At 34.3% G+C, this 21,931-nt stretch carries 19 protein-coding genes and 2 pseudogenes; 8 read left to right on the top strand and 13 right to left on the bottom strand.

Annotated elements, in window-relative coordinates; genetic code table 11:
* Positions 1–41 precede the first annotated feature (41 nt).
* The gene (locus tag OPR42_RS00005) at positions 42–452 is read right to left on the bottom strand and encodes a transposase (RefSeq protein WP_265041403.1); all 411 of its coding nucleotides are present in this window, start codon (positions 450–452) and stop codon (positions 42–44) included.
* Positions 453–486: 34 nt separating this feature from the next.
* On the bottom strand, positions 487–984 hold the full coding sequence (locus OPR42_RS00010) for a transposase (RefSeq protein WP_265041404.1): 498 nt from the start codon (positions 982–984) through the stop codon (positions 487–489).
* 50 nt (positions 985–1,034) lie between these two features.
* On the opposite strand from OPR42_RS00010, the gene OPR42_RS00015 reads away from it, so the two are divergent.
* Positions 1,035–2,006 carry an IS110 family RNA-guided transposase gene (locus OPR42_RS00015; RefSeq protein ID WP_265041405.1) on the top strand — a complete coding sequence of 324 codons (972 nt, stop codon included), beginning with the start codon at positions 1,035–1,037 and terminating at the stop codon, positions 2,004–2,006.
* Positions 2,007–2,180: 174 nt separating this feature from the next.
* Here the strand turns inward: OPR42_RS00015 and OPR42_RS08860 are convergent.
* Positions 2,181–2,363 (bottom strand): annotated as a pseudogene (locus OPR42_RS08860) (IS5 family transposase); the annotation flags it as partial.
* A gap of 102 nt (positions 2,364–2,465) precedes the next feature.
* Here OPR42_RS08860 and OPR42_RS00025 point away from each other — a divergent pair.
* Genes OPR42_RS00025 through OPR42_RS00035 form a run of 3 tightly spaced genes read left to right on the top strand, consistent with a single transcriptional unit; the run spans position 2,466 to position 3,452 of the window.
* On the top strand, positions 2,466–2,621 hold the full coding sequence (locus OPR42_RS00025) for a hypothetical protein (protein WP_265041407.1): 156 nt from the start codon (positions 2,466–2,468) through the stop codon (positions 2,619–2,621).
* Between the two features lie 52 nt (positions 2,622–2,673).
* Positions 2,674–3,198 carry an ankyrin repeat domain-containing protein gene (locus tag OPR42_RS00030; RefSeq protein WP_265041408.1) on the top strand — a complete coding sequence of 175 codons (525 nt, stop codon included), beginning with the start codon at positions 2,674–2,676 and terminating at the stop codon, positions 3,196–3,198.
* 44 nt (positions 3,199–3,242) lie between these two features.
* Positions 3,243–3,452 carry a hypothetical protein gene (locus tag OPR42_RS00035; RefSeq protein WP_264954104.1) on the top strand — a complete coding sequence of 70 codons (210 nt, stop codon included), beginning with the start codon at positions 3,243–3,245 and terminating at the stop codon, positions 3,450–3,452.
* Here the strand turns inward: OPR42_RS00035 and OPR42_RS00040 are convergent, their stop codons facing one another.
* The 3 genes from OPR42_RS00040 to OPR42_RS00050 form a co-directional block, all read right to left on the bottom strand.
* Entirely contained in the window at positions 3,453–3,635 is a 183-nt protein-coding gene (locus tag OPR42_RS00040) for a phospholipase D-like domain-containing protein (protein ID WP_353272771.1), read from the bottom strand.
* A gap of 269 nt (positions 3,636–3,904) precedes the next feature.
* Positions 3,905–4,927: an IS110 family RNA-guided transposase gene (locus tag OPR42_RS00045; RefSeq protein ID WP_114517465.1), complete on the bottom strand. Its 1,023-nt coding sequence runs from the start codon at positions 4,925–4,927 to the stop codon at positions 3,905–3,907.
* Positions 4,928–5,082: 155 nt separating this feature from the next.
* Positions 5,083–5,523, bottom strand: a complete 441-nt coding sequence (locus OPR42_RS00050) for a phospholipase D-like domain-containing protein (RefSeq protein ID WP_406848671.1) — start codon at positions 5,521–5,523, stop codon at positions 5,083–5,085.
* On the opposite strand from OPR42_RS00050, the pseudogene OPR42_RS00055 reads away from it, so the two are divergent.
* Positions 5,465–6,382: pseudogene (locus OPR42_RS00055) on the top strand (patatin-like phospholipase family protein). The gene OPR42_RS00050 and the pseudogene OPR42_RS00055 overlap by 59 nt on opposite strands.
* Positions 6,383–6,460: 78 nt before the next feature.
* Here the strand turns inward: OPR42_RS00055 and OPR42_RS00060 are convergent.
* From OPR42_RS00060 to wmk (OPR42_RS00080), 5 genes are all read right to left on the bottom strand, one after another.
* On the bottom strand, positions 6,461–6,793 hold the full coding sequence (locus tag OPR42_RS00060) for a WD_0736 family protein (RefSeq protein WP_265041409.1): 333 nt from the start codon (positions 6,791–6,793) through the stop codon (positions 6,461–6,463).
* Positions 6,794–7,089: 296 nt separating this feature from the next.
* On the bottom strand, positions 7,090–8,031 hold the full coding sequence (gene wmk / locus OPR42_RS00065; RefSeq protein WP_265041410.1) for a WO male-killing family protein Wmk: 942 nt from the start codon (positions 8,029–8,031) through the stop codon (positions 7,090–7,092).
* A gap of 117 nt (positions 8,032–8,148) precedes the next feature.
* On the bottom strand, positions 8,149–9,390 hold the full coding sequence (locus OPR42_RS00070; RefSeq protein ID WP_265041411.1) for a hypothetical protein: 1,242 nt from the start codon (positions 9,388–9,390) through the stop codon (positions 8,149–8,151).
* Positions 9,391–9,677: 287 nt separating this feature from the next.
* Positions 9,678–10,346 carry a JAB domain-containing protein gene (locus tag OPR42_RS00075; protein ID WP_264704329.1) on the bottom strand — a complete coding sequence of 223 codons (669 nt, stop codon included), beginning with the start codon at positions 10,344–10,346 and terminating at the stop codon, positions 9,678–9,680.
* Between the two features lie 190 nt (positions 10,347–10,536).
* The gene (gene wmk / locus OPR42_RS00080; protein WP_265041412.1) at positions 10,537–11,445 is read right to left on the bottom strand and encodes a WO male-killing family protein Wmk; all 909 of its coding nucleotides are present in this window, start codon (positions 11,443–11,445) and stop codon (positions 10,537–10,539) included.
* A 128-nt stretch (positions 11,446–11,573) separates the two neighbouring features.
* Here wmk (OPR42_RS00080) and OPR42_RS00085 point away from each other — a divergent pair, with 128 nt between their 5' ends.
* Positions 11,574–12,479, top strand: coding sequence for an Rpn family recombination-promoting nuclease/putative transposase (locus OPR42_RS00085; protein WP_265041413.1), 906 nt, complete (start codon positions 11,574–11,576; stop codon positions 12,477–12,479).
* 245 nt (positions 12,480–12,724) lie between these two features.
* On the opposite strand, the gene OPR42_RS00090 is transcribed toward OPR42_RS00085, so the two are convergent.
* Positions 12,725–15,649 carry a latrotoxin-related protein gene (locus tag OPR42_RS00090; protein WP_265041414.1) on the bottom strand — a complete coding sequence of 975 codons (2,925 nt, stop codon included), beginning with the start codon at positions 15,647–15,649 and terminating at the stop codon, positions 12,725–12,727.
* Positions 15,650–15,719: 70 nt separating this feature from the next.
* Here OPR42_RS00090 and tnpC point away from each other — a divergent pair, with 70 nt between their 5' ends.
* Positions 15,720–17,072 (top strand): IS66 family transposase, encoded by a 1,353-nt coding sequence (tnpC, locus tag OPR42_RS00095; RefSeq protein ID WP_265042338.1) that lies wholly within the window; start codon positions 15,720–15,722, stop codon positions 17,070–17,072.
* On the opposite strand, the gene OPR42_RS00100 is transcribed toward tnpC, so the two are convergent.
* Positions 17,069–20,392 carry an RHS repeat domain-containing protein gene (locus tag OPR42_RS00100; RefSeq protein WP_265041415.1) on the bottom strand — a complete coding sequence of 1,108 codons (3,324 nt, stop codon included), beginning with the start codon at positions 20,390–20,392 and terminating at the stop codon, positions 17,069–17,071. The two genes, tnpC and OPR42_RS00100, sit on opposite strands and share 4 nt — an antisense overlap.
* 198 nt (positions 20,393–20,590) lie before the next feature.
* Here OPR42_RS00100 and OPR42_RS00105 point away from each other — a divergent pair, with 198 nt between their 5' ends.
* The gene (locus OPR42_RS00105) at positions 20,591–21,868 is read left to right on the top strand and encodes an IS4 family transposase (RefSeq protein WP_265041416.1); all 1,278 of its coding nucleotides are present in this window, start codon (positions 20,591–20,593) and stop codon (positions 21,866–21,868) included.
* The last annotated feature ends 63 nt before the right edge of the window (positions 21,869–21,931 follow it).

The following is a 21,931-nucleotide window of genomic DNA, read 5'->3' on the forward strand; positions in this document are numbered from 1 at the left end:
TTTGTTGCATAGCACTGATAGGCATGTAAATCACAGTGAATTTACGCAGCTAATTTAAATTCAGCCATACCTATATCAGTAAATTTGTTCAATAAGTAGCACTTAATTAACAGCTCTTTTTCACGATTTACCTCTGATTTATTTTTCAAGCCAAACCCAAATATTTGCTTCAACCTATAGAAAAAGACTTCAATATAAGACCGTGCTCCATACTTAACTTTTTTCTTCCATTCATTAATACCATCTTCATAATTCTCATATGACCTAATTCTACTAATATACTTGTTTCTTTCTGATAAGTAGTCAGCTAAACAAATTTTAGTATCCTTCCTAGGGCGAATAATAGGCACAATATTGTATTTTCTGCATTCTTTATACACACTTTTTATATCATAAGCCGCATCTGCTCGAATAGAACAAATGTTATATTTATCACTGACTTCTTCTAACATATCGCAGACCGGCAAATAGTCTACAGCAACACCACTAGATGCTTATTGCTTTCTTATCATTTATGTTTAAAACAACATGTAATTTTCTTACTTGACCATAACCACTGTATTTTCTTTTTCGAATATTAAGCTTACTATGCCCACCGTTATTATTGTAGATACTAACTCTAGTGCTATCTACGGCAATTTCAACATTTTCCAGATCATCTTTATTGCTTCTATGGTCATCAATCTTCAAATTAAGCTTTTTAAATCTTCTGGAAGCTTGTGTATAGCTGATAATCTTAAGTTTTTTGCCTATTTGTACCATATAACCTTTTACAAAACCTACAGCTTGTCTCAAGCCAATTCTAAAAAGATTGTAAGTTAAAAATGTGATATAAAAGAGATAAGAGGGAAAGATAGCCCTACTCACTATAGGAATAGGACTATCACGGGCGTGTGCGACCGAAAAAAAGTTGGTATTACAACCGTGTTCATCAAGGTACACTAGCCCTATCCCTCGATACGTTTGAATAGTTGTGTGGGACATATATATGCACCCGTTTACAATCTTAAATTAATAAAACTATCGAGGTTATCATGGTTAGATCTTATCAAAATTTTATTGGTATTGACATCGGAAAATTCAAGAATGTTGTTGCAGTTCACAAGCAGAAGAATGCTGTCGAATTTGACAATAATACTTCTGGTTGGCAACAATTGTGTCAAAAGTTCTCAGATATCTTACCTAATTCTTTAGTGACTTTAGAAAATACAGGAAAATATGAGCTTGGTTTGTCGAATTTTCTTATTGACAAGAATATCACTGTACATCGAGCTAATACTCGCAAAGTAAAAAGTTTTATTTTATCTCATGGAACTTTAGCAAAATCCGATAAATCAGATGCAAGAGCTCTTGCTCAATATGGATTTGAACGCCATAGAACTCTCTCTCTATTTGTACCTACTTCTGAAAAACAATCAACCTTGGTTGCACTTTGTCAACGTCGTGATGACATCACGCAAATGAGAACTCAGGAAAAATGTAGACTGGAAGCACCTGAAAACGACCATATAAGGGAAAGTTGTCAAAAAACTATTGAATTCTTTAATGGCCAAATAGATGAACTCAATAATGCTATACAAAAAATCATTGATGAAAGCCATGAGTTACAAGAACATCAAAAAATCCTTAAAACAGTTCCTGGAATAGGTAAAAAGTTATCACAAGATTTTCTGTGTTTAATACCAGAGCTTGGTTACTTAAACAGAAGGGAAGTAGCAAGTCTTGCTGGAGTTGCACCTCATCCTAGGGAAAGTGGTAAAGCTGTTGGTTATCGAAGGATTATAGGTGGTAGAAGTAATGTCCGTAAAAAGCTTTTTACAGCTGCGATGTCTGCTGCAAGGTCCAAATCTGCACTTGGTGCCTTTTATTCCAAGCTTGTTGAAAGTGGTAAGAAGAAAATGGTAGCTATAACAGCTCTAATGCGAAAAATTATAGTAATTGCTAATGCAAGACTTAAAGAAGCAATTAATTTGCATACTCTCACAATGGTAACTGAAATTGGCTAATGAATATGTGCGTCCGCACAGACTTAAAGCACATATTCATTAGCTAAGCAGAAATTGTTATGGCAGTTGTTTGATATAAAATTTTATTTCTACGACACATAGGTTTTTATTGTCAACATGATTGAACAAAGTTACAGAATTACACAAATAAAAAATTTTTAAAAAACATAGTTGATGAACTATTATGTGTATTAAAATTACAACTTTATCACTATAAGTGTTATTGCCACCTGCAACTTTTGGACTATTTTTATACCAATTTTCTATGGCTTGATTAACAAAATGAAAAACATTTCCTCTTTTTTTGAGAAACTCGTTATATTCTCTTTGGTTACTTACTCTCATTTTTTGTGGCATAAGTTGTACTTGTTTGAAAAATGCCTATTTTACAACAAAATGCGTTAGTAGCCATATATTAAAAAGCTTTTCTTCTTACAATAACCTCAACCAACACTAGCTATGCAACAAAGCCATCCAGAGTTATTTGCAGAAGCTAAACTTAATCTTATAGGTTTCAATCAAGCAGTAGATGGTGTATGGATAGTTAATAGAGCGGAGCATACTTTAAATAGCTCAGGTTACCTTACTATGTTGTCAGCATCTTTGAGTAAGTGATGTTAATAAAAAATGAGTAAATGATCTATTTAATATTAAAAAGATGTTGAATATGGATAAATTGGGTCAAGATACAAAAAACAAGCTGCATTTTTGGTGGCTTATAACAGTAATAGTATGTATTATTGCTACCTATTCCTACATGAAGGCAAAAGCTGTAGATAATTATAAAACGATATTACGCATTGCTTCTCAAAATTGTAACTTAGAGACTGTAAAATTCTCAGTAAAAAATTTATTAGATATTGATACACACATGCCTAAGTTAACTGCGTTACATTACGCTGCAGAAGGGGGATGTTTAGAGATAGTCAGGTTTTTAATAGATGAGGGAGTTAACGTAAACATTATTAACAAGTATGGAAGCACAGCACTACATAATGCTGCATATTATGGTGATTTAAGGATTATCAAATTTTTGCTAGAAAAAGGCGCTAATCCTAACATTATAAACGATGATGGAAAAAAACCTAGAAATGTAGCTGTGTTAAGGTCAAGGCACAACAAAGACAAGCCCTACGATCAAATAATAAAGTTACTTGCAGAAGCAGAAGATAGATACGAATCAACAAAGTAATCACTAAAGTAGCTATCCATAATAAACTCACATTTTAAATCATTATGCAAAATCAAAAAATCCCAATTACAGTAATTATTACCATATTAATCCAAACCGTAGCAATCATATGGTGGTTATCCAAGCTAGACTCAAGGGTACAATTTCACGATAAACTTATTGAATATGGTTTAATGGAAAAAGTATTAGTACTTGAGGAAAGGGTAAAAAATCTTTCTGAGGAATTGGATGAGCTTAAAGCTGATTTAAAGTAATTATTCTTCTACTTTTGGTGTATAAGGATCAGATTGAGATTGACGATCCTTCCAGTTTTCGATGTATTGCTCAACTAATGTAGGGTCTCCTGTTATAATCAGTAGATTCTCAGCGTTTTTTTTCTGCGCGGCGTCAGAGAAATTGAAAGATCCAGTTATGATTTTTTGCTCATCAATAATCATAATTTTACTGTGTGAAATTGCAGACGCCGTCTTGTCAGTCAACAAAAAAATTATAAAAATTGTCTCATTGCCTAGGCTGTATTGTAAAACTAAAAAATACTTCCAACTCACATCCTGTATAGCGGATACAGATTATAGTTATGTTGATAAGTAAATTTCTGCTGTCTTGTATATATAAAACTAATTTACTTATCAACATACTAATTACATTCAATGAATTTGTGTAAGATGCCATTTTACGTAAGATAGAATGGAAGCATTTTTTGATTTTAAAGTACTAAACCTTCAGTTAACCTCCTGGCCCTGTAGTTTTTGATATGGTCAGGATCAAAAGCCTTTTTTGATCTTAAAATACCAAAAACAATATGAAGTAACTTACGCATTGCAGACCCAACTATGGCCATATTATGCTTACCCTTTTCCTTTAATCTCTGGCAAAAGCTCATAATAATAGGATTGTGATTCTTAGCTACTATGGCAGGAAAGAAAAGTGCCTTACGTAATGGTTGTGAACCGGATTTACTTAATCTGGGTTTGGCATATACAGATGAACCTGATGTTATATTTCTCGGTATAACTCCTGCATATGCTGCCAATTGTCTGGCATTTCTAAAAACTTCTATGTCAGGAACCTCAGCTAAAATAGCTACTGCTGATTCCTCTCCTATTCCTGGAATAGTCAGTAGAAGTTGAAAATTTTCCAACAACTCTTTGTGTTGCTTTAATAGTTCACGTACGGAGTTTTTTATTGTTTCTATTTTTTGAGCTATATTCATTGCAAGGTCTTCCCAAGCATTTGCAACTTCTTTGGGCAGTCTCTCTTTTTTTTCTAAGTGGTTATTTACTAATATCAATTCATCTTTTAACGCAACCGAGCAACGATAAAGATGTTTTAATTTTTTCAGTTCAGGAGAAGGTGGTGTCCAACGAGTAGGTTCCTGTCTTTGGCAACAATCAGCAATAATTTCTGCATCAGTCTGATCATTTTTTTGCCGTGTAAGCTTACTTCTTGCGTAGGATTTTATGCAATAAGGATTTACAACACTAACAAAATGTCCAGTATTGTGTAGAAATTCAGCCAAAGCTTCACTATAACAACCGGTAGCTTCCATGCAGGCTTTTACTTGTTCTACATTATGTTTTTGTAGAAAGCTCAGTAAACCTTGAAACCCATGATCATCGTTCTTAAAGCTCCTTTTCCTAGTTTCACGTTTTCCTTTTTTACTTATAAATGAGAGAAAAACATCAAAGCGATCTTTTGATACATCTATGCCAAGAAAGTTGTTGATCATATATAACCCCATACGTTACCATTAAAAATGAAAAGTAAGGCTAACCTTGTTAATACAGAATTAGAACCATTTAGGTCTTTCTAAGACGCCGTCCAGCCTATACTTTTGAGAGGGAGCTCTTATCTGCAAAACAGATTTTATATCTAAGGTTTATATCAGAGTTCCTCCCTTCTCCAACTAATGCTTAAGCTTAAAACATTAGATGCTTTTTTCAAGATACAAGGTTTATAGTCTATGTATATTGGGATTTTTTGATGAAACAGTTCATTAATAACACTATACTTTGAGCTAACTTGCGATTCGTCGAGAATAACCATGACATCAACTCCACGCTTTTTAGCTTGAACCAAGGATTCAGCAATAGGCTTTGAGGTAAATTGGTATGCCTGAACCAACACGGATTTTTTAGCATGATCCACGGAATCAATTATTAGGTTGGTGCAATTTTCTCTAGGAGTGAAACATACAGTAGTACTAGGACAAGAAACACAACCTGATAAAAGAGAACAAGTTAATAAAATTATTAAATATCTAAACATGATTAAATATATCCTTTCAGTTGACGGAGGAGGCATAAGGGGCATAATACCAGCCATAATATTAGCAGAAATAGAAAAAAGAACAAGAAGAACTATAGCTGAAATCTTTGACTTAATGGCAGGAACCTCAACCGGTGGAATTGTTGTAGCAGGGTTATGCAAGAAAGATAATCAAGGAAATCCCCAATATTCAGCCAATGATTTAGTTGAGCTTTACCAAGAGTACGGAGCATATATTTTTAAGTCTTCATTTTTTAGGAGATCAATATTTTCTTGGTTTAACTGTGCACAATACCCACATAAAAATATTTAATTTGTACTGGATAAATATTTTGGAGAGGATATTCTAAAAAATACATTAAGTAAGGTACTGATAACAAGTTATGATATTCACAATAATCGTCCATTTTTCTTTAAAAGCTGGAAAAAAGGTAATATTAAGCTAAAAGATGCACTCAGAGCTGCAACGGCTGCACCTACTTATTTCATACCAAAACATCTAAAAATTGAGCAGATAGACAGAGTATTAGTGGATGGAGGGGTTTTTGCCAATAATCCTGCGGCTTGCGCATATGCAAGTGGTAAGAGGTTATTTCCAAATGATGATATTCTACTGTTATCGATAGGTACTGGAAGAACAGATAGAAGCATAGCTAATTCAAGGAGATTTGGAAAGATAGGTTGGATAAAACCTCTGTTGAACGTAATGTTTGCCTCAAGTTTAGATGCAGTAAATTACCAACTTGATCAAGTTATATCTGATAAATATATACGCATACAATCGCAACTGAAAATAGCATCACCTGACATGGATAATATTACATCAAAAAATATCAAATCTCTTCAGGAGGAGGCAAATGCAATGATAGAAGGCAATCAAAAAGTAATCGATAAATTTTGTGACATTGTATCTTAATTTACATCAAGTAAAATCTAAAGCTTTAGTTGAACCAGAAAAGTAAAATAAGCAAATTTGCCTTGTTGAGAAATCTTATTATCTTTGTGTACTACTTTCTTTTTCACTACTAAAAAATCCACATAAATGGTTAAAAACCTTTTCAATAAAAAGCTCGCTTTCCTTTCCTGTAAAAGCTTCTTTTATTTCATGCAAACTACTTGTTACCTTATTGCTATTTTTTATGACTGAGTAGCTTTCAATAGCTTGGCAAGCAGACAAAATAGTTATTACCCCTATTATAGTTGAAACAATTATGGCAATTAAAGGTGCTATTGTTGTAAGTACTGCTGCAATTAATGAGATGCCAACACAAAACGCAATAGCTGAAATGCAAAATGCTACTGTATGTTTCTTTTCATGACTAACCATACACACCTTCTTAATAAATCTGTTAAAAGGATAACTTATTTTTTTAGTACCGTCAATATTTTTAGAAAAATTGGCATACTCAAGATAATCATTTGTGATACCAATGAATTACATTAAGCAAATTTCTAGTACCTAATTTAGTTAATTCACTTCAATCTATTTGAACATTATATATTAAATACAGAAGCACAAGAATTTCATTCAGTAATTTAGATATATTAAATATACAACTATTTTTATTGATATTTTAATGTATTATTTATGAGTCAGTAAGCTACTGCAGTTTTTAAACCAGGCTAAGTTTTAAAAGCATAATTTTCAAGCTCCTCAATAGATAAGCCCGTTATTTCAGAAATAGCATCAATAGAAACGTCCAACATACGTAAATTATTCGCAACTTTTATTGCCTCTGCTTTGTAAATCTTTTCTTTGTAAACTTGCTTTCTTTGCGATAAAAATTCTACCCATATGTCCAGTTCATCTCGTGATTCTTGATTGTTAATTTTTTTTAACTCTCTTGCCAAGCTTAATAGCTCTTTTTCTCCTTCATCATCCTCATAACAATCTTTTTCCCTTATCAAATCTTCAGCATTCACCGATAATTTTTCTGCTATTTCCCATAGCCTTTCACTTAAAATTGTCACACTCCCCTGTTCATAATGATGTATCTGCGAGGGTCCCACATTAAGCTTTTTTGCTAACTCTTCTTGTGTATATCCTCTGATTATTCTCCACTTCTTGATCTCTTGTCCTCCGTTTTGGCTTGTATAATGTATACTCTCTTTATCAGAATATTCTTCAGTTGATAAACCTACTGCTCGGTAAATTATATCATTAGTAAACCCTGCCTTTAAAATATTTTTTGCTATTTTTATTCTTGCAACTTTTACATTACTTTCCTCTTCAGCTCCAATAGATTTAGTTAATGCATAAATTGCCTTGCGTCCTCTTGTTTTTGCTATAAAATTATACATCCATTCGATCTTACTTTCGTCAAAACAACCACTTTCTCTTAGCGCTTTTCGCCTAGGAAATAGATTTCTAACATGGATTGATAATTCCTCTGCTATCACTTTTAACTTTTCAATTGGAATGCCACATGCTCCTTGCTCATATCTTAACAAGGTATGATATTTTATGCCGGTTTTATCTACTAAATCTTTTAGGGTATACTTTTGTTTTAACCTCCAGCTTCTTATTTTTTGTGCTATTTTATATCTTATAGAGATATTTGCCATATCGTAACAATTTTACCGAAATAAACATCTGTTATTTTGCTACAACCTAAGTTTAGCTTATAAAGATTTTGTAATTTTATGATTTTGGTTAAAGAAGGGAAGAAAACCTCCCTTCGTTTAAAGTTTCCGAGAGGTCTCTTTACTACCTCCATATATCCTATTAACCCATGATAATGTTTCATTATTACTAATCGCCCTTATTTCTTCTTTTGCCTTTTCTTTACTCCACTTACCACTCCTAGGGAAACTTCCTTTTTCTACCGCTTCTGTGACCGTCATTCCTCCAAAAAAACACCCTTTTCCTATATTTTCCCCTCTCTTTTGTAGTTCAGACCACATTTCTTTATCTGCTACTCTGACCTCTACTTGACTGTCATTTTTCGCATTATGGTATACTACAATTTTTAGGCTACCAATACTTGTAGGAAATGTTATCTCAAAAGCACTATTGTCAGACACATCAACGTAATTCCTCTCACCTTCTTTTTCACTTCTAACCTCAACCTTACTATTTCCTATTTCTATAACATCACCTCCTAATTTTACCTCTCCTGTGGTTAATCCTAAATTTTTTGTACCTTCCAATATTCTTGCAATATTTACCTTACTACTCTCAGAAAATTTCATAAAAAACGTCTGATTATCCATTTCCACGTCTTCTATGATTCCTTCATTTTCAATAGCACTTTCACCGATTTCTCTCAGTTCTTTAAGCCACTCATCTATCTGTGGACGAATCTCTTGATAGAGTTTGTTATGCATTTCACTTATTCCCTTATCCTGCAATAGATCGTAACTGAATATTGCTCCATTTAGCATCAATTCACATATTATATCTTCCTTCTCATTTTCTTTGCATTTGATCAAAGGCATTTTCGATATTACTGTATCAGCAAAACTCTTCTGCCCTTCGCTATACGCATTTATCCTGATTCCAGCACTTAGTGCTTGGTCTATAGTCTTGTTCAGTTCTTCTACGCTTTTTGCCTTTACCACTCTACTTTTAAACCACCTCAATTCTGCATTTTCACTTGCACTTGGCTCTATCTTGCTTAAAGATGGAATAAACGGATTTTGACGATTTGAAGATTTTTTGTTATAAACCTCACGTCCTTCTCCAAGATTGATTGATTTTTCAGAAACATCGCTAGGGGAAGGCACACCTTCAGGCTTCTCAAACCTGCTTTTATCATCAAATATTTTCGGATCAGTCTCGTCTAAAAGTATAAGCTGCTGATTTTTTTTGCTAGTACGCCTAATAGCACTATATAGTCCTTTTGGTAACTTTTTAGAATCAATGATTAACTCATAAGTATTTCCATCCATATCATCAAATGATACTGCTTTTTTAGTAGTCATATAACCTCTCATATTAAGCATATTATTCAAGTCTATAGAGCAATTTATTGCTTTATAATTAACTTAATACGCAAATTATAAAAAGATCTTGTATATTCTGCAACTATTTATAATAAAAGAATAGCTTTATCAGGACTTTTATTCTTTAACTACAACTTAATATACAAACTATACAAAGATCTTTTATATTTTGTAATTCTCCAATACAGATTCTTGACTAAGTCTTTTTGCTACTTGATTTTATATTTCATTGTGTAGCCAAACTTCTCAAGCAATTGAAATTTGGTTTATAACAGCTCTCTTTCCTTAAAACTGCAATATCCTTTGTCTGTCATAATAATGTGATCCTCTAACTCAATTCCCACTCCTTGACATGCTGATACTAATTCTCTAGTCATTACTTTATCATCTTCTGATGGTTCTAAACTCCCCCCTGGATGATTGTGAGATAATATTATCGATGCTGCTTCCATTGATAACGCCTTTTTTACCACTTTCCTTTCAGATAAGTGTACTTCATCTATTGTACCAAAATACACTTCATCTCTTATCAAACGGTTCTGCTTATCCAAATATATTATCAGGACAGCTTCTTTTGCTGAAAAGCCTATGTTTACCCTTACATACTCTATCAGCTTTTCTTGGCTATCCATTACAGGGCCTCTCTTTAACCCTTCTCTGAGTGCTCTTTTATAAGCTTCTTTAACACATTCAATTGCTGCGGCTGCATGTTCGGTCATTCCTTCTATCATTTTCAGATCATCGATTTCTCGTCCCAAAATTTCTCCTATTCCTGGGCAGTTATCCATTAGAGTTTTAGTAACATCTTGTGCTTGCTTTCTGTCGTGAACTGCTCCTAGAAGCACTGACACTATCTCACGATCAAATAGAGCACTTCCTCCTCCACTCTGTAATACTCTCTCTATTTCTTCTGTAAGTTTTTCACTATTATTCATAAAATATACTCCTCGTTAATAACAAATTGTTTTTAATTATTTACTGCTGTTTTTTTATCAGCATTGGCATAGAGCCATAGCTTCCGAGTGAAGTCAAATCAATTTTTAAATCTTTTTTACTTATTTTTTCATGAATAGGAAAAGATATTAATATATATATTTATTTTCAAGTTATGTAAAAAGGTTGTTGTTAATCAATTATTCTAGAAATAACATCAGTAGAAAAACCTAACTGAAGTAAATTATTTGTAACTTTCATTTCCTCTACTTTATCAATCTTCTCTTTGTAAATTTGCTTTCTTTGCAAGAAAAATTCTACCCATGTATCCAGCTCATCTCGTGATTCCTGATTGTCAATTTTTCTATATTCTCTTGCCAAACTTAATAATTCATTTTCTCCTTCACCATCTTTGCAATCATTTTCTTTATATTCCTTTATCAAATCTTCAACATCCACTGATAATTCTTTTGCTATTTCCCATAATCTTTCACTTAAAATGGTAACACTACCTTGTTCATAGTGATGTATCTGTGAGGGCCCTATATTAAGCTTTTTCGCTAATTCTTCTTGTGTATATCCTTTTATTATTCTCCACTTTTTTATCTCTTGTCCTCCGTTTTGCTCGTATCTCTCTTTATCAGCATATTCTTCCGTTGATAAGCCTGTTGCTCGATAGATAATGTCATTATCAAACCCTGCCTTAACTAGATTCCTTGCAATTCTTATTCTTGCTGCTTTTATATTACTTTCTTCCTCAGCTCGGATAGATTTGGTTAATGCATAAATTGCTTTGTGTCCTCCTGTTTTTTCTATAAAATTATACATTTCCTCGGTCTTAGCTTTCTCGAAACAACTACTTTCTTTTAGTACTTTTCGCCCAGGAAATAGATTTCTAATAGGAATTGATAACGCTTCTGCTATCACTTTTAGCCTTTCAATTGGAATGCCACATGTTCCTTGCTCATATCTTAGCAGCGTATGATAGTTTATGCCTGTTTTGCCTACTAAATCCTTCAGGGTATATTTTCTCTTTAATCTCCAGCTTCTTGCTCTTTGTGCTATTTGGTACCTTATGGAAACAGTAGTATACTTTGCCATACAGAAATAGATATTATATAGGTTAATACTACCAAATAAAGATATACAAAAACTTTTATGTTTGAATTTTAGTTGAATATTTCTTCAGAATTGTGTATAATTATTAATGCTTTCTAGGTTAATTTATCATGGCTCTTTCTAAGTTTCTCGATCCCAAGAATGATATATCGTTTAAGCGTATCTTTGGTACTGAAAAAAATAAAGATATCCTTATTCACTTTCTTAATGATATTCTTGGCTTCACTGGCAAAAGTACAATAAAGGATATAGAGTTTTTAAGTACTATTCAAGACCCTGATATTGCTTCTAAAAAACAAAGCATTGTTGATGTTCTCTGTAGAGATGAAAATGGGCTGCAAGTGATAGTCGAAATGCAGGTCGCTAAAACCAAAGGCTTTGAAAAACGTGCCCAATATTACGCAGCTAAAGCTTATTCAAGACAAGCTAGTAAGGGTGATCAATACCATGACCTTAAGGAAATTATCTTTATTGCTATAGCAGATTGTATTTTATTTCCTGATAAGTCTGAGTACAAATCAAAGCATACTATTCGCGATGAAAATACTAATGAACATGATTTAAAAGATTTTTACTTCATATTTATTGAGTTGCCTAAATTTCCAAAAACTAAAGAAGATCAGCTTTCAAGTATAGTTGAAAAATGGGTCTACTTCTTTAGATATGCAGACGAAACTAGTGAAGAAGAGCTAGAGAGAATAATAGGAAGTGATTTAATAATTAAAAGAGCATATGAAGAACTAAATAGGTTCAACTGGTCAGAAAAAGAATTTATTGCCTATGAACAAGAGATCAAGCGTATTCGTGATGAACAGGCTGTCCTTGCTCAAAAACTCGATGATGCTAAACTAGAAGGCAGAGAAGAAGGCATCCAAATCGGACATCAAAAAGGTAAAATTGAAGGTAAAATTGAAGTTGCAAAAAACTCACTCAAGGCTGGTGTCTCTATTGATGTTATAGCTCAAATTACCGGTCTCTCTCATTCTGAAATTTCACAACTCAAAGAAAAGACATAATTATTCACTTTAACATTTATGAAAACCTTCTCTAAGTTAGACATATCCCCTAATTAAGAATCTAGTGAACTGTCTAAAATAGCTATGAAGATTGCACATAGAATTATATAAATTACTATCATATTATGTCTACTTCATCGATTTTACTATTAGGACCATCAAACTTGGTCTGGTATCCCTAATTATTTTGGCTACCTTCACTTTAAATTTTCCACTACTTGGCATATTACCTCTTATATTATAACCTACCTATTGAGATTACCTCCAAGCTTGGTTACTCCTATCTCAGAAAGACAAGTTGATACTTTTGAATGGCTTTGAATAGAAGCATTACTTAAATAACTTTGAGGCTCTAAACTTATCTGCTGTTTTTTTGTACCATCAACTTCTAATCTACCATCTCTGTTGTGTAATATCCGTTGTATTGATCGATTTAGTACAACATTTAGCCTGCTATTAAACTCTACCATAAACTTGTCAAACTTCTTCGAACTTAACTTACCAGGACATCCTGCTTCTCTACTAGGACATGCTTTCTCTAAATACGAACTTAAAACTCCTGAGATCTCATCAAATTTACCACTCATGATTTTTCCTGTAACTTCTTTCTGTATTTCCACAAAATCAATATTTAATCGATGCATTGATACACCACTTTTTAATCCAGCTTGCTCTATTACTTTCTTAAATACCTCTGTAATATTGAGTGCATAGCCCTGTGCTTCTAGTTGAGATATAGACTGATCTGCTGTAGAAATATACTTTTGACCCGTGACGTTTCTAACCAGCACATCAAGTAACATTATTGCACCATTTACATCCATCTTTGCATCAATTTGTGAGATTGGACTTTTAGTACCTGATACTACTTCAGGCAACTCAGAAGCTAATAACCCACTCACAGAGCTTTTTACCCAACCAAATAAATCATTTATCCATGAAGACGTTTGAGTAGCACTACTTGTAACTTTTTTGTTTATATCAACAATACTTTCCTTACTTAGTTGACTTGAAATGGAAGTTAGTTTACTAGACCTAGTTCGAGGGTTTGGTATAGTCTCTACTTCACCATGTCCAATAAATACTGACCTTTTCGTTCTGTTTGAACTAGAATTTTCTGCTTTCAACGAACCATTTGTCATGAGTGTAGGAAAATGTGGAATGTTTTTAAGGCGATCATCTAGCTTTGAATTGAATCTATCTACAAGCTCCTGAAGATCATCAACTCTACCATTCCACCCAGATTCTGTAATAACGTTGTCAACATATTTAACGGTTGATTTACACTGAAGACATGCAGGAAAAGCTTCTAAACCTTCTGTTCTGTAAGTAGCCAAATATTTTATACTTTTTTGCGTTTTAATACCAAAAAGTTCATTAGCCCTAGAAAATGCTGTGATAGCATGAGGCTCAGCACAGTTAGAAAATTCCCAAGTAGGTAACGTTACAATAGGAAATTTGATAGCGTTCCAAACTTTACCTGCTGTTTGTTCCAGCTCTTCTCGTATGTTCTTTTCCCTTTCCATCTTTTGTTTGCTTAACGATTCTATTTTATCTTTTTGACGTTGTACATCAGATAATCGATCTTCCTTTTCTTTTAGAGACTCATTTTTTGAACTCCTTTTTAAACCCTTAAGCTCTTCTTTGCCACTTGTTATCTCACCTGATATCCTTTGTAGCTCAGAATCTTTTGGAATGAAATGGTTTCTCATTATCATCTCTAAAGAACCTTTCGAAAAGTGCCTGCGTTCATTGATAATTTTAGTTAAATCCTTAATTACAAGCTCTTTCGTAACTTCATCCAGGTTACCTAGTAGTCGCATCAAACGTGCTTCACCAATAACATCGCGAAAAACTTCTTTGTTATAACCATCTATTGTCTCTCTTGCCATTTCAATTTTCTTAGTTATATCCTTGTTTATTTTAGGATCTGGATTAAGAACCACTTTGTCATTATGAGCCTCTACCTGCTTATCAGACACCTTCCCCACTTTATCGGCGGTCTCCTGTATAACCTTTCCTTGGGAATTAAATTTTGAATTCTTTCTTGATTCCGGACTAATCTTTGAATTATCATTCAATTCAACTCCTACAACCCTTTCAAAGCTCCCTAACCCTCTATTACGGCTATACGAAAGTATAAATCCGCTCCCTTTATTACCTGAAAATCCAACAATTGCGTGATTATCATCAATTGCTAAGGAAACTGCAGTATGAAGATTTTTTCTATTTCCCGCATTTGACACTTCTGCATTATTCACTTTCTCCACTCTAGCACTTTCAACCCACTTTATAGCATTTTTCGCAATTTCTCTAGATAGTTCTTCTATTCTTTCATTGTGCTTTTCTTCAATCTTCAACTCTTTTCCAATCTTCCTTCCCCGATAAAAATTTTTACCCATCATCCAATGTTGATTGATCATAGCCATTTGACGAACTATGTCAAAATAAGTGCTGGGGTTACTCATATCCAGTCGTCCCTCACTCGCCGCAGTAAGTGCAATTGATGCAATAAGCAATACATATCCCTTCAAAAGCACTCCTGAACCAAACCTCATTTCAAGGGGAGGATGCAAGCTATCTATATTATAATGGCTTATCTCAACATTTTTCCCCTTTGGCATATTCTTAATAAAACCTCTACGCGCAGATTTAAAAGCACTGCGTGCAAACACCGGCAAATTAGTAGCATCATCAAATGCTTGTAGTCCACCATAATATATTCTAGGCTTTGAAAAATCCCACTGATTGTCAAATCCACTCTTAACAAATGACCCCACACCGAAAGTTCCTCCACCACCAATGAAAGCAACTCTACTCAACCTAGAACTTAACTTTCCGTAAGCTATTCTAGCACCATGGATTCCAGCTGGTATGCTAGAGCCTAATGCAAACCCATGAAACCCTGCATTCCACGTTTCAGGCGATTTAAGATCCCACTTGCCAGGATTCCATTCATTATTAGCTGCGCTCATGCCCAAGTAACTACCACCAAGACCTAACCCTGTTGTTGTAGCAATAGCTCCTCCAGTTGACAATCCCATGGTAGTCAAAGCAGGCACAGATCCAGCAAATCCTACCGGTAAAAATCCTCCAGCAATACCTCCACCTACTATCCCAAGCCAAGTTTCTTTGTATCCGTTCAGAGGTGTGGCAAGGATAAAAAACAATTGACATAATATATTAAAGTAGTAATAACACAAAATGTTGATAGTAAAGTAAGGCTAGATGCTTCAATTGTTGATCAGTATTGTAGAGTTATGTAAAAACTTAGAGCAGAAAGTAGCAAAGCTTGAAGAAAAAAATAAAATCTTAGAAATAGAGAATGCTGAACTAAGAGAGAGACTCGGCTTAAACTCAAGGAATTCATCTTTACCAAGTTCAAAAGAGCTGTACAAAATAAAAAAAGACACACCAGAAGATAAGTCAGAGGGCGGCAGGAAGATAGGTGGTCAAGTTGGACATAAGGGGAATTGCCGAGCTAAAATGGAAGCAGATGAGGTGGTGAAGGTAGAGTTACCAAATAGATGCGAGTGTGGTGAAGAAATCGCAATATCGGAAAAACCATATGTCTATCAAAAAGTTGATTTACCAGAAATTAAGCCTTACGTAGTTGAGTATCAATTAGAACATGGTCGCTGTCGTAAATGCGGAAAAAGAAGGAGTAGCAAATTACCAGAAGGAGTTACACCGGATACCTTTGGTCCTAGAGTTAAGTCAGTAGTTGCATCACTAAGTGGGTTTTATAAGAATTCAAAGCGAGAAATAGCGAATATTATGAAAGACATCTTTAACATGAGTATAAGTGTTGGTAGTGTGTCCAATAGTGAAGCAAGGGTTTCGTCAAAATGTAAAGAAGCCTATGAACAAATAGAGGAAGAAATAAAAGCAAGCGAAATTTTGCATATTGATGAAACCAGTCACTACAACAAAGGCAAATTGGGATGGTGCTGGATGTTTGCCAACAATAAAGCAAGTCTTATGAAGTTAGCAGATACAAGAGGAATGAAATTTTTAAAGAATAGTGCATTTTGTGATTACAAAAACCTGGTAATTACTGACAGATATGCAGTTTACAACCACTTCAGTGATGAAAAACGACAAATTTGTTGGGCTCACTTATTGAGAAATTTCGAGAGGTTATCTCATAGTTGGAATAGTGAAGTAATGAGACTTAGCCATTGTTTAAAAGACGCAGCTAATGGATTGTTTGTATTAAAAAACGCTTTGTCAGAAAATGAAATTAGTATTTCAAAGTTCACTAAGCAAGCTAAAGAATTACGAAGATACATACAGTACTGCATGATAAAAATATCTTATATACTTGAAGCAAAAGGAGCTTCACGAACGGTAAAGGGTATTATAAAATCCGAGTCAATGATGTGGACATTTTTGGATGACCCAGAGAATATTCCATTAACGAATAACCATGTTGAGCGACAGATACGGCATTATGTTGTCTATCGTAAGAATTCATATTTTGCACAGTCAGAGCGAGGGAATAGATTTCTTGAGCGGATAATTTCGTTGTATCTGACTTGGAAACAAAAGGAATTAAACCCTTTTCAAAACCTGCTAGCTGTTGTTTCTTAAACCACACCTCTGAACGGATACGTTTCTTTACTTTTAAAATCCCATACCGTAAAATCCCATCTATTATTCGCTGCAGCTCCACCTAAATACCCTCCTGCTGTAGCTCCAGCTATAATAAATGGTAGAAGAGCCAAAAAGGCAAGCTCTCCATCTGGATCAACCATTGATACCGGTGAGTTACCAGCATATTTGTATGGACTAAAGTACTGCTCCTTCGGATCAATCTGATAAAAACGGCCAATACTCGGATCATAAAATCTTGAATGGTAGTTATATAAACCTATTTCTTCATCCCATTCTTGACCAGTATAACGATATGAAATTTGACCTTCAGGATCACTTTCGTACTTACGCATTAAATTACCATATGGTAAGTAATCATACGCTGCTACAACTTCATCACCCTTTACCACTAACCTTATTGAGCCTTCATGGTCAGTTATTACATTATAAAACTCATTATTCCTAATAAACCCAAACAACCCTCTCGGACCATAGATGTATGCTGTTACTGATACGTCTGGTCTCAAACCTCCAGCAATATAAGTAACTTCCCTTTCTACTAATGCTCGACCAAACTCATCTCTTATATAGTGTATTTCTTTTGTCAGCTGCCCCTTATTGTCGAAAACTCTCTTTAGTACACGCTCACCACCTCCATCATAGTAAAATTCTAATGCTCTACCGTCAGTTAATTTTATTTTTGTAGCACGATTTGATACTGGATGATAATCAATCTGCTCAATGCCTTTGTGAAGAGCCTGAATTACATTTCCTCGACTATCATGTTTTATTGAAAAATTTTGTTCTTTTTTAAATGAAGCAAAGGATTGAAACTTCACATTGCTAACTTGGTTGGTATTATTACGATAGCCAATCTCATAACGATCAAATCCAGTGTAAAAATGCCCATGATTACCGTTTGCATCTATACTATAAAACTCAACATCAAACTCCGCTTCACCAAGACGCTTAGCAAAATGTTCCGACAACACACTAACTATTTCGTGAACATATGGCTGATACCGCTCCATTACCTCATTAAACTCTTTTGCAAAAGGATTCTTTAAGTATCCCTTCTCTTCTAACATTTTCACAATCTTATTTGCATTTGCTTCCTCAATACTACCCCACCTTACAAATGCATCTCGCAAACTTACCTTCAATGATGATAAATCCCGCTTTTGAGCAAAATATTCAATCAATACCTCTTCTAAAGGTAATTTATACCGTTCATAATCAGCATTAACACTTTTAAGATCATCAAGCAGTGTGCCTTTAATAAAAGATTTTCCCCTTTTACCATGACCTAAAGATAGATCAACTTTTTCATTGTCTTCTATCAGATACCAAGACTCTTTCAATCTCTCCCAAATATCACGTGAGGCTGTTTCATTCATTCTAGGAATTTCTCTAGCAAAACTATCAGGCTGCAGCGGCATAGGCGCTTCCTTACCTACAAAATACTTGGCCTTAGTCAACTCTTGATAATTACCATAATCATAGCTATGTCCATATTCTCGAGGAAATCCTTCTCTTCCCAAGGTGTTTTGAATGTGACGACCAGTCGAACCATACCTGCAAATAATTGAAAGCTCGCCCCTCATGGTAGAAGAAACTTTTGCTTGATGCTCATTGTCATTCAGATAACCTCCTTTCTTTAGCTCGCGAAAACAAAGTGCCGATTCTTCAGAAGTGACATATTCACTTACAAATGACTTCTCATTCAATCCAAGTTTACTATCATCACAATTTTCATGCCAGTCTGCTTGAAATTCAGTGCGTGTAATAGTTCCATCACCATATCCATAACCACCATAACTTCCATTGGTATAGTAAACCCTCTCCGTTAAAAATTTATCCTTTAGTTCAGTTAAAAAGCCTGCAGAATTATAACTATATTGACGCGTAAAGTTCTTTTCTAAATCTGGTAAGTGCACCTCACTACTAATCTGCCCATAAGAATTATAGGTAAAACTTGCAAACAGGTCTTCTTTTCCCCTCACACCAATACCTTCAATCCTACCAAGCTTGTCATACTGATAGTTAATCCTCAAAGGTCTATCCTGAATATCAATTGGATATTCTACCTCCCTTAATTTCCCTGCTCCATATCTTTTATTTACTCCAATCAATAAAGGCTTTTCTCCATCTTTAGTTGGAATAACGATACGTTTACTTATGGTCTCTTCATCTATATTTAATACTGATTCTTCAATAAGAGGTTCTCCACTATTAAACGTAATAGTTCTTGCTACTTTCCTACGCAGAACAGGTTGACGTTCAGCATCGCTATAGTAAAATTCCTGATATGCTCTTGTATTGTTACCAGAAAGCTCTAAACTCAGCAGCTCTTCCTTAGGCGTTGAAGAAATTACTTCACCCGTACTTCGCAGTCTTCCTAGTTCGTCATAATCAAAATATACAGTATTATCAATCTTCTCATTATTAGAATAGTGTAAAACAAATCTTAGCAATCCATCCTTATCATATAAATTCTCTACTTTCCCTGAATCTGGCGTTGTTTTACTAATGATTTTTCCCCTTTGGTCATAACTTATATTTACGCCTAAAGAATCTTGCAAAGTCTTTTCCTCTCTAGACGTAGAATTAAGCTGTGAATTCATTTTGTAAAAAGTACCCACCTTCTCATGATAAATAGGCGGTAAACTCTTTACTAGCTTGCCATTCTCATCATATTCATAAGTGCTTAATAAACTTTTACTTTTTGGAGTGGAGATGTACCAAGCTACTCTGTTATCCTTGCTGTCAAAAACAGAAATATCTTCCGCATTTCCAGGTTTATGCTCTACACGGTAACTATAATTTTTGCTGGCAGGAAAGAGATTGCTGATAAACAAATTATCTAATGAAGAAGAAAAACGTTTTGCATAAGGACCTGAAATAGAGAACTCTTTGCCAGGTAAACCTACTACACACTCCTCATTCAGTGGATTATCGCAATATTTAACCTGACTGTAACCATATTCTCCTACAATTCTTGCAGCATCACCTTTCAATTTGCCAGTTTTCCACACCGAATTTGCTGCATAAGGATTACCATTTGTAACAAAATTAGGATAGTAGGCTAAACCATTACTCTCTATACCCACTGGTTGTGTGGCAATAGCTTCTCTACCAAGCTCATCATACAGATATTGCGTTATTACTGAAACATTTTCGCTTTCTAATACAATTTTCTGCACCTTTTTATTCAATCGATTGAAATAAGTTACCTCAACACTTGGCTGACTAAAGACAATCACATCACTTATTCTTGCTTTACCGCTAATTTCTATATTGAACAGAGAAGCATTCAAAAAACCATCAAAATATAGACCTCCATCTACCCATACGAATATCCGCTTACCCTCAGCAACTATTAGTAGTTCACCATCAAGTGGTATAGATTGACCTCACTGCCATTAAGTTAAGGAAAAGTGATGAACTGTATTATAAAATCAGGTAAGATTCACAAATTAAAAGAAGTAATGACATGAGTAAAAAAAAGAATAATCATGTTTATAAAAAATAAATTGATGAGTTTAAACTTTATAAACGCACACAGAGCATCCTCAAAAGACTTCTCACGAAAAAGAAAGCTGCCCTTCGTTAATGTATTTCTCCTGATTTTTAGAAAGAGTGTAAAGTCATTACAAGTGATGCTTAATGAGTTTGTTCTGCATACAAGAAAAGATTATACAATTACGGCAAGTGCATTTACTCAAGCAAGAAAGAAGCTAAAACATACTGCGTTTTCAGAGTTAAATGATGATATAGTTTCCCTATACTACCAAGATCAGGAATTTAAAACCCACCATGGCTTCAGAGTACTTGCATTTGATGCTTCAATACTGATTCTGCCAAAGAGCGACAAAATAATAGGTGAGTTTGGCTCAAGAGCAGTATGGAATGGAATCCAGAGATTTGAAGACTATACAAGTGCAACCTTTGAAGTTTGCTACGATGTGCTAAATAATATTGCAATAAAATCTGTGCTAAGTAGAGGTGACAGCTATGAGGTTGATTTAGCAATCGGTATGCTTGAATCCATAAAATCAGACGATTTGTTAATCTGTGATAGAGGATACGTATCTTATCGATTTCTTGCTGAGCTTACAGGAAGGAAAATCAATTATATAATTCGCTGTTCAAGTTCGTCTTTCAATGAAATAAACACTATGTTTAAGCCGGAAAGCCCATCTAGTACGGTGGTAGTGTCTACCGCACCTATTAAAGTAGCAAGACAGCTACGAAAGCTAGGATTACCTGATGAGATGAAATTCAGGTTAGTCAAAATAATACTTTCTTCTGGCGAAGTTGAAGTGTTAGTAACATCTCTGTTAGATGAGAAACGTTTTACAGTTGAAGAGTTTGAGAGATTATATTACTTGCGCTGGGGAGTAGAAACATTTTTTTCTAGGCTGAAGGGAAGATTAAATTTAGAGAATTTCACAGGAAAAAGTATTGAAACTATCAAGCAGGATTTTTGGTCAACTATCTTCATCAGTAATCTAGAAAGTATCATGATAGAAGATGATGAAGAGACATTGAGCTCACAGAATAGTAAACTAAAAAAAAGCATCAATAAATCTGTCTCATTTAATGCGATTAAAAACTTAGCCTTTGATATTTTTTCTACAGAGTCAGACATAGACTGCATTATGTATCGACTATCACAGTTATTTTTGATGAACACTTTAGTGGTGAGAAAAGGGAGAAGAGTTGATCGTCATAAGATATCTGATATTCGTTCACTCAACTACCAGAAAAGAGCTAGAAAACATGTGTTTTAAATTCAAGATATCTTTTCAGTATCATTGCATTAGTACATTCTTTGCAAAATAACCTGCAATTAT

The sequence above is a fragment of the Wolbachia endosymbiont (group B) of Melanostoma mellinum genome (assembly GCF_947251465.1).
Classification (GTDB): domain Bacteria; phylum Pseudomonadota; class Alphaproteobacteria; order Rickettsiales; family Anaplasmataceae; genus Wolbachia.